This window comes from Kineococcus siccus (assembly GCF_009906795.1).
GTDB lineage: Bacteria > Actinomycetota > Actinomycetes > Actinomycetales > Kineococcaceae > Kineococcus > Kineococcus siccus.
This window is the reverse complement of record NZ_JAAALN010000195.1, coordinates 1-8,256: the sequence shown is the minus strand read 5'-3', so window position 1 is coordinate 8,256 and position 8,256 is coordinate 1. Positions and strand designations below refer to the sequence as shown.

The following is an 8,256-nucleotide window of genomic DNA, read 5'->3' as shown; positions in this document are numbered from 1 at the left end:
CGCGGCGCCTCCGCCCTCGTCCCCCCCGCCCCCGGCGGCCAGGGCCTGCTCGGGATGTCCGAGCGGGCCCGGCTGCACGGCGGTTCCGTCGCGGCCGGCCCGCGCCCCGGTGGCGGCTTCCGGGTCCGCGCCACGCTCCCCTGCCCCCGCTGACCGGAAGGTTCCCGTGACCACGACGCCCGACCCCCGCAGCCCCGCACCCGACGGGCCCGTGCGGATCGTCCTCGTCGACGACCAGCAGCTGGTCCGCGCGGGCTTCCGGATGGTGATCGACTCCCAGCCGGACCTCCGCGTCGTCGGCGAGGCCAGCGACGGGGCCGCGGCCGTGCAGCTGGTCGCGACGACCCCGTGCGACGTCGTCCTCATGGACGTGCGCATGCCCCGCGTCGACGGCATCGAGGCCACCCGGCTCATCACGGCGCAGCCCGACCCGCCGCGCGTGGTCGTGCTGACGACCTTCGACATCGACGAGTACGTGGTGGCCGCCATCGCCGCCGGGGCGAGCGGGTTCCTGCTCAAGGACGCTCCTCCCGAGGAGATGCTGGGGGCCCTGCGGACCGTGCACGCCGGCGACGCGGTGATCGCCGCGAGCTCCACCCGCCGCCTGCTGCAGCACGTCGGCCCGCTGCTGCGCGACGCGTCGGGCTCCCCCACCACCGCGCCGAAGGGGTTGCCGACCGACCTGACCCCGCGCGAGATGGAGGTGCTGGTGTGCATGGCGCACGGGCTGTCCAACAACGAGATCGCCCGCCGGTTCGTGGTCTCGGAGGCCACCGTCAAGACGCACGTCGGGCGCGTCCTGGCGAAGACCCAGGCCCGCGACCGGGTCCAGGCGGTCGTCCTCGCGTTCTCCGCGGGTCTCGTCCAGCCGGGCGAGGTGCTGCGCGACGCCCGCTGAGGGCGGGACGGGAACGGCCCGGCGAGCCGCCACACTGGACGCCGTGAGCACGCAGAGGACCTCCACGCCGGGCGCGGCGCGCAGCGGCCGCACCCTGCGCCGGTGGCGGCAGTACCTGGCGGACGAGCGGGCCGAGGCCGCGGTGTACCGCGACCTCGCCAGCCGCCGCAGCGGCGAGGAGCGCGAGATCCTGCTGGCCCTCGCGGACGCCGAGGGCCGGCACGCGGCGCACTGGGAGGACCTGCTCGGGGTCGACGTCGGCCTGCCCCGGCGCGGCGACGCGCGCACGCGCGTCCTGGCCTTCCTCGCCCGCCACTTCGGCTCCGTCTTCGTCCTGGCGCTCGTCCAGCGCGCCGAGGCCCGGTCGCCCTACGCCGACGACGCGGACGCCACCGAGGCCATGGCGGCCGACGAGCGCATCCACGGCGAGGTGGTGCGGGGTCTGGCCACCCGCGGGCGGGCGCGGCTGTCGGGCACGTTCCGGGCGGCCGTCTTCGGGGCCAACGACGGCCTGGTGTCCAACCTGTCGCTCGTGCTGGGGATCTCCGCGGGCGGTGCCGGGAACCGGACGGTGCTGCTCGCGGGCGTCGCCGGGCTGCTGGCCGGGGCGCTGTCGATGGGCGCCGGCGAGTACGTGTCGGTGCGCTCGCAGCGCGAGCTGCTGGAGGCCTCCACCCCCGACCCCGAGGCGCGCTCGGCCGTCGGGCAGCTCGACGTCGACGCCAACGAGCTGGCCCTCGTCTACCGCGCCCGCGGCATGGACGCGGCCGCCGCCGAGGCCCACGCCGGCGAGGTCCTCAGCGGCCTCGCCCCGGAACCGCCCGAGGACCTCGACGACGAGCACGAGGCCGTCGGGACGGGGCTCGGGGCCGCGACGTCGAGCTTCCTGTTCTTCGCCTCCGGTGCGGTGGTCCCCGTCCTGCCGTTCCTGTTCGGGCTCACCGGGGCGACGGCCCTCGTCGTGGCGTGCGTCCTCGTCGGCCTCGCGCTGCTCGGGACGGGCGCCGTCGTCGGCCTGCTCTCGGGCGGCCCGCCGCTGCGCCGCGCGCTGCGCCAGCTCGGGATCGGTTGCGCCGCAGCGGCGATCACCTACGGACTCGGGACGGTGTTCGGCACGACCACGGCCTGAGCCGGGGGCGGCCTCCCCCCGCGGCACGACGGGAGCGCGAGCGCCCTCCACCCCTCGGCGGAGGGCGAGGGCGGCGGAGATCCCTTCCCGGCCCGACGTGGCGGCCCGGGGCGGCGACCTAGCGTCGAGGGAGTTCGACGAACCCCTCCCGGCACCCCGGGACCCACCGCAGGAGGCCCCCGTGCCCGAACGCCAGTCCGCGCCCACCGCCGCCCCGCCCGGACCGGCGGCCTCGGCCGCGGTGCGCGCCGTCGCGCTGACCAAGGCCTACGGCCGCGGCGACGCCGCGGTCACGGCGCTGGACGGCGTCGACGTCGCCTTCGACCGGGCCGCGTTCACCGCCATCATGGGCCCGTCCGGATCCGGCAAGTCCACGCTGATGCACTGCCTCGCCGGCCTCGACACCGCGACGAGCGGGCAGGTGTTCCTCGGCGGCACCGAGCTGACGGCCCTGCGCGACCGCGAGCTGACGCTCCTGCGCCGCGACCGGATCGGGTTCGTGTTCCAGTCCTTCAACCTGCTGCCCGTCCTGGACGCGCAGGAGAACATGCTGCTGCCGCTGCAGCTGGCCGGTCGCGCGCCCGACGAGCAGTGGCGCCGCGACGTGGTCGCGCGCCTCGGTCTCGGCGACCGGCTGCACCACCGCCCCCACGAGCTCTCCGGCGGCCAGCAGCAGCGGGTCGCGGTCGCCCGCGCCCTGCTGCCGCGCCCGGACGTCGTGTTCGCCGACGAACCCACCGGGAACCTCGACTCCCGCTCCGGCGCAGAGGTCCTGGGCCTGCTGCGCGGCAGCGTCCGGGAGTTCGGGCAGACCGTCGTGATGGTCACCCACGACCCGGTCGCCGCCAGCTACGCCGACCGCGTCGTCCTGCTCGCCGACGGCCGCGTGGCCGGGGAGATCTCCGCCCCGACCACCGACGACGTCGTCGACGCCCTGCGCACCCTGGGGGTCTGAGCCGGTGCTGACCACCACCCTCGCCCAGGTCCGCGCGCACGCCGGCCGGGTCCTGGCGTCGTGCCTCGCGATCGTCATCGCGGTCGGTTTCGTCGTCGCGACGCTCTGCCTGAACGCCTCCTCGCGCGCCAGCGTCCTGGACGCCGTCGGCGCCCAGTACCGCGGTTCCGCGCTCGTCCTGTCCGACCCCGGCGCGGGCGGGGAGGGTCCTCCCGACCCGCTCGCCGCGGCCGCCACGGCCGTGGCCGGCCTCCCCGGGGTGCGGGCGACCGCGCTGGACCGGACCACCGCCGTGCAGCTGCGACTGCCCGGGCGCAGCGGCGGCAGCTTCGCCGTCGCCAGCGGGCTCGCCGACGACCCCGGCCTGCGCTGGCAGCGCCTCTCCGCCGGGCGGCTGCCGACCGGCCCGGACGAGATCGCGGTGTCCGAGCGCACCGGGGCCCAGGTCGGCACCACCGTGACCCTGACGCCCGAGGCCCGCGGGGAGGTGGACGCGGCGCCGCCCGCGCCCCGGCAGGTCCGCGTCGTCGGCGTCGTCGACCTCCGCGGCGACCCCCGGGCCGGGGTGAGCGGCCAGGTGTTCGCCTCCGCCGCCGACCTGACCGCCTGGGGCGCCACGACCGCGGACCTGCTGCGCGTGGCCGCGGCCCCGGGCACCGACGTCGCCGCCCTGCGCGACGCGGTCACCGCCGCCGCCCCCGCGGCGGAGGTCCTGACCGGCGACGAGGCGTCCGCCCAGGCCGCCGCGGCCTTCACGGGCGACGCCGCCGACCTCACGAGCGTGCTGCTCGTCTTCGGGGCCGTGGCCGTCCTCGTCGCCGCCCTCGTCATCGCCAACACCTTCGCGGTGCTCGTCGCCCAGCGGACCCGCGACCTGGCGCTGCTGCGCTGCGTCGGCGCCACCAGCGGGCAGGTCGCGCGCAGCGTCCTGGCCGAGGCCGCCGTCGTGGGGGCGCTCGCGTCAGCCGTCGGGGTGGGCGCGGGCGTGGGCCTCGCCGCGGTCGTCTCGGCGCTGGCCTCGCGCACGACGTCCCCGATCCCGCTGGGCGCGGTGGTCGTCCCGGCCTCCGCCGTCGTCGTGGGTCTCGTGCTGGGCACGGCCGTGACGGTGCTCGCCGCCCTGGCCCCGGCGCGGGGGGCGACGCGCGTCGCCCCCCTGGCCGCGCTGCGCCCGGTCCAGCCGCCGCCGGTGCGCTCCCGCGCCGGGGTCCTGCGGCTCGTGCTCGGGGTCGTCGTGCTCGTCCCGTCGGCGGCGGCGCTCGTCCTGCTCTCCCGGACGGGCCAGCTGACCGCGGCGGTCGGGGCGGGCGCCCTCAGCTTCCTCGGGGTCCTGCTGCTCGCGCAGCGGCTCGTCCCGGCCGCGGTGTCGGTCGCCGGGCTGCTCGTGCGCCCCCTCGGCGGGGTCCCGGCGCGCCTCGCGCAGGGCAACGCGCTGCGCAACCCGCGCCGCACGGCCGCGACCGCCACGGCGCTCCTGATCGGCGTGACCCTCACGTCGGCCATGGTGGTCGGCGCCGCGTCCACCCGGGCCACCGCGACGCAGGCCCTCGTCGCCGGCTACCCGACCGACGTGGTCGTCGAGGGCGCCGACGCGGTGCCCGCCGACGTGCAGCGGCGCATCGCCGCGGTCCCCGGGGTGGCGGGCACCTCGCCCGTGACCACCGGCGAGGTCAGCGGGCCGCGGGAGACGACCGCGGGGGCGCAGGGGGTGGACGCGTCGGCCGCCGCCGTCGTCCGCTCGCAGCAGCGCTCCCCCCTGCCGCGCGACGGCGAGGCCGTGCTGTCCGTCTCCGCCGCCGACACCTTCGGGGTCGCCGACGGCGGCACCCTGCCCCTGACGGGCAGCGCCGGGACGCGGGACCTGCGCGTGCGGGTGGCTCCGGACAGCGAGCAGTTCCTCGTGCTGACCGCGGCCGACCTCCGCCGCCTGGACGGGGCGGCCGCCGTGACCGTGGTGTGGGTGCGCCTGGCCGACGCCGGCGACCGGGCGCAGGAGCGGGCGGTCGACGCGGTCACCGACGTCGTCACGGACAGCCTGCCCAGCAGCAGCGTCAGCGGCGTCGTCGCGGAGCGCAGCTCCTACGACCAGCTGCTGCGGACGTTCCTGCTCGTCGTGACCGGTCTGCTGGGCGTCGCGGTCGTCATCGCCCTGCTCGGCGTGGGCAACACGCTCGCGCTCTCGGTCGTCGAGCGCCGGCAGGAGTCGGGGCTGCTGCGGGCGCTCGGCCTGACCCGCGGGCAGCTGCGGGCGCAGCTGGCCTGGGAGGCGCTGCTCGTGGCGGGAGTGGCCGCGGTGCTCGGCGTCGTCCTCGGCAGCGGGTACGGCCTCGCGGGGACCGCGGCCGTCCTGTCGGCGCAGGCACCGGTCGTCCTCGCGCTGCCCTGGGCGCAGCTCGCGGGCATCGTCGCGGTCGCCGCGGGCGCCGGGGTGCTCGCCTCGGTGCTCCCGGCGCGGCGGGCGGCGCGGACATCGCCGGTCGCCGCCATCGCGGCGTGACGCAGGGAGCGACCCCGAGGTGACGGGCGCGCGCGGACCGTGGAGGGGACGGTCCGCGCGCGGCCCCAGCCGAGGTGAGCGGCTCAGAAGTCGAACAGGTTGCCGCGCAGGCCTCCGCCGCCGAACTCGCGGCGCAGCACCCCGCGCCGGCGCAGGACCCCGACCAGCTCGTCGAGCACCCGGTGCACGGTCACGGGGTGCAGGTCACCGGAGAACAGGAACCCGTCGTTGTCGGCGTCCTCGCCGAGCTCCTCGACGAAGTCGGCGAACTCCTCCGCCGTCCCGACGAAACCCGCCCGCTCGCTGACGCGGCCCTTGCGAGCCTTGCGGGTGAGCAGCTCCCGCAGCGGGGTCGAGGCGCCGTCGTCGCCGAGCAGCCCGCGGATCGTCCCGCGCGAGACGTGGTCGCCGAACACCGCGGGGTCGACCGGGGCGTCGAGCGGCAGGACGGTGAGGTCGGTCTCGAGGTCGCTGGAGAACCCCTCCGCGACCTGCCTCAGCACCGCCTCCGACGGGTGGCGCGAGGCGTGGACGACGCGGTCGGCCTCCTCGGCGCTCGGCACGATCTCGGGCTTGACGACGAACAGCACGCGCAGGTCGCCCGCCTTGCGGCCGGCCGGGGCGGCCGCGCCGAGCACCTTCTCGCGGTAGTCCCGGACGCTGCCCGCGTCCAGCGGCGCGAGGGCCAGCTGCACGTCGGACCGGGTTCCCGCGAAGGCCAGCCCGCGCGGGGATCCCCCGGGGGACACCACGACCGGGTCGCCGTCCTCGAACGGCAGGGCGTTCAGGGGGCCGGCGACCGTGAAGTGCTCGCCGGCGTGGCGGAACGGGCGGATGCGGTCGCCGTCGGCGAAGCGGCCCGAGACGGGGTCGGCGACCAGCGCCTCCTCGTCCCAGCTGTGCCAGAGCCGGCGCACGACGTCGATCCACTCCTCGGCCCGGTCGTACGCCGCGCCGTGGGGCAGGGGTTCGAGCCCGACGTGCCGGGCGCTGCCGACGTCCGTCACGAGGTTCATGCCGAACCGGCTGCCGGAGAGGTGCTGCAGCGTCGCCGCCTGGCGGGCCGCGAGGTACGGCGGGGTGACGCCCGCATTGACGGTCGGGACCAGACCGAGGTTCGTCGTGGCCTCGAACAGGTAGGGCGCCAGCAGGAGCGGGTCGTGCTTGGGGCCGCCGTAGGCGGAGCGGACCCGCAGGCCCAGCGTGTCGTCGTTGCCGAGCGAGAGCGCGTCCTCCATCACCACGAGGTCCAGGCCCGCCTGGTCGAGCTCCCGCGCCGCCTGCTGGTACAGCTGCGGGCGCGTCCACCGGTAGTCCCAGTCCTGCGCGGGGTGGCCCCAGCCCTGCGGGCCGAAACCGCGCGAGAAGAACCACCCGAAGTGCTGCAACCGGCCCACGTCTCAGCCCTCCAGCGCCGGGGCGAGCACCAGCGCGGCGAGGTCGTGGGCGCCCTGGTCCGCGTCGATCACCGTGCGGGCCGCGGCCAGCCCGCGCCGCAGGTCCTCGAGCAGGTCCGCGGGTTCCTCCAGCCCGATCGAGAGCCGGACGAGCCCGGGCCAGATGCCGGTGGCGAGGCGCTCGGCCTCGGTGCGGTGCGCGTGCGTCGTGGACGCGGGGTGGAGGACGAGGGAGCGCACGTCGCCGATGTGCGTCATCCGGCTGAAGAGCTCGACGGCGTCCACGAAGCGCTGCGCCGCAGCCTCTCCGCCGGCGAGGGTGACGCCGAACACGGAACCGGCGCCGCGAGGCAGGTAGCGCCGGGCCAGGTCGTGCGACGGGCTGGAGGCCAGCCCCGCGTGGTCGACCGCGACGACCTCCGGCTGCTGCTCCAGCCACTGCGCCAGCAGCAACGCGGTCGCGCTGTGGCGCGCGACCCGCAGCGAGAGGGTCTCGATGCCCTGCTGCAGCAGGAACGCGTTCAGCGGCGACATGGTCGGCCCGAGGCGCGCGGCGATCACGGCCCGCGTGTACTCGACGTACGCGCGCCGGCCGTACCGCTCGGTCCAGCTGCGCCCGGCCAGCGCGCGGGAGGGTTCGGTGAGGTGCGTGGCACGGCCGGGCACGGCCGCGTGGTCGAAGCCGTCGCCCGTCACGAGGACCCCGCCCAGCGAGGCCCCGTGCCCCGCGAGGAACTTGCTGGCCGAGTGCACGACCACGTCCGCGCCGTGCTCCAGCGGGCGCAGCAGGTACGGCGTCGCGAGGGTGTTGTCGACGACGAGCGGAACCCCGTGCGCGTGCGCCACGCCGGCCACGCCCGCGACGTCGAGGACGTCGTTCTTGGGGTTCGGGATCGACTCGCCGAACAGCGCGCGCGTCGTGGGCCGCAGCTTCGCGCGCCACTCGTCGAGGTCGCGCGGGTCCTCGACGAAGTCGACCTCGATGCCGAAGCGGGCGAAGTTCTCGCGGAACAGCCCGCGGGTGCCCTCGTAGAGGCTGGCGGAGGACAGCAGGTGGTCACCGGCCTGCAGCAGCCCCAGCAGGGCCACGGTGATGGCGGCCTGGCCGCTGCCGACGAGGATCGCGTCGACCCCGCCCTCCAGGCGGGCGAGGCGCCGCTCCACGGCCGCGTTCGTCGGGTTCGCGTTGCGGGAGTAGGTGTACCCGTCGTCGTCCCCGGCGAAGCGGGCCCGCGCGTCGGCGAAGCTCTCGAACACGAAACCGGCGGTCAGGTAGATGGGCGCCACGCGGGCGCCGAAGCCGGCGTCGGGCAGGTCCCCGCCGTGCACCTGCTGGGTGGCGAACCCCGCGCCGGCGGCCGGGCCGGGAGGGGCGGACGG

At 77.1% G+C, this 8,256-nt stretch carries 6 protein-coding genes; 4 read left to right on the top strand and 2 right to left on the bottom strand.

What is annotated here, in order from left to right:
- Positions 1 to 166: 166 nt before the first annotated feature.
- The 4 genes from GTR02_RS17465 to GTR02_RS17450 all read left to right on the top strand — a co-directional run bounded on the left by GTR02_RS17465 (position 167) and on the right by GTR02_RS17450 (position 5,479).
- Positions 167 to 898: a response regulator gene (locus GTR02_RS17465; protein WP_166608760.1), complete on the top strand. Its 732-nt coding sequence runs from the start codon at positions 167 to 169 to the stop codon at positions 896 to 898.
- A 43-nt stretch (positions 899 to 941) separates the two neighbouring features.
- Positions 942 to 2,027 carry a VIT1/CCC1 transporter family protein gene (locus GTR02_RS17460; protein ID WP_205709511.1) on the top strand — a complete coding sequence of 362 codons (1,086 nt, stop codon included), beginning with the start codon at positions 942 to 944 and terminating at the stop codon, positions 2,025 to 2,027.
- Between the two features lie 181 nt (positions 2,028 to 2,208).
- The gene (locus tag GTR02_RS17455) at positions 2,209 to 2,982 is read left to right on the top strand and encodes an ATP-binding cassette domain-containing protein (RefSeq protein ID WP_166608759.1); all 774 of its coding nucleotides are present in this window, start codon (positions 2,209 to 2,211) and stop codon (positions 2,980 to 2,982) included.
- 4 nt (positions 2,983 to 2,986) lie between these two features.
- The gene (locus tag GTR02_RS17450) at positions 2,987 to 5,479 is read left to right on the top strand and encodes an FtsX-like permease family protein (RefSeq protein ID WP_166608758.1); all 2,493 of its coding nucleotides are present in this window, start codon (positions 2,987 to 2,989) and stop codon (positions 5,477 to 5,479) included.
- Between the two features lie 83 nt (positions 5,480 to 5,562).
- On the opposite strand, the gene GTR02_RS17445 is transcribed toward GTR02_RS17450, so the two are convergent.
- Both GTR02_RS17445 and GTR02_RS17440 read right to left on the bottom strand, forming a co-directional pair.
- Entirely contained in the window at positions 5,563 to 6,876 is a 1,314-nt protein-coding gene (locus GTR02_RS17445; RefSeq protein WP_166608757.1) for an LLM class flavin-dependent oxidoreductase, read from the bottom strand.
- 3 nt (positions 6,877 to 6,879) lie between these two features.
- Entirely contained in the window at positions 6,880 to 8,205 is a 1,326-nt protein-coding gene (locus GTR02_RS17440) for an O-acetylhomoserine aminocarboxypropyltransferase/cysteine synthase family protein (RefSeq protein ID WP_166608761.1), read from the bottom strand.
- Between the last annotated feature and the right edge of the window lie 51 nt (positions 8,206 to 8,256).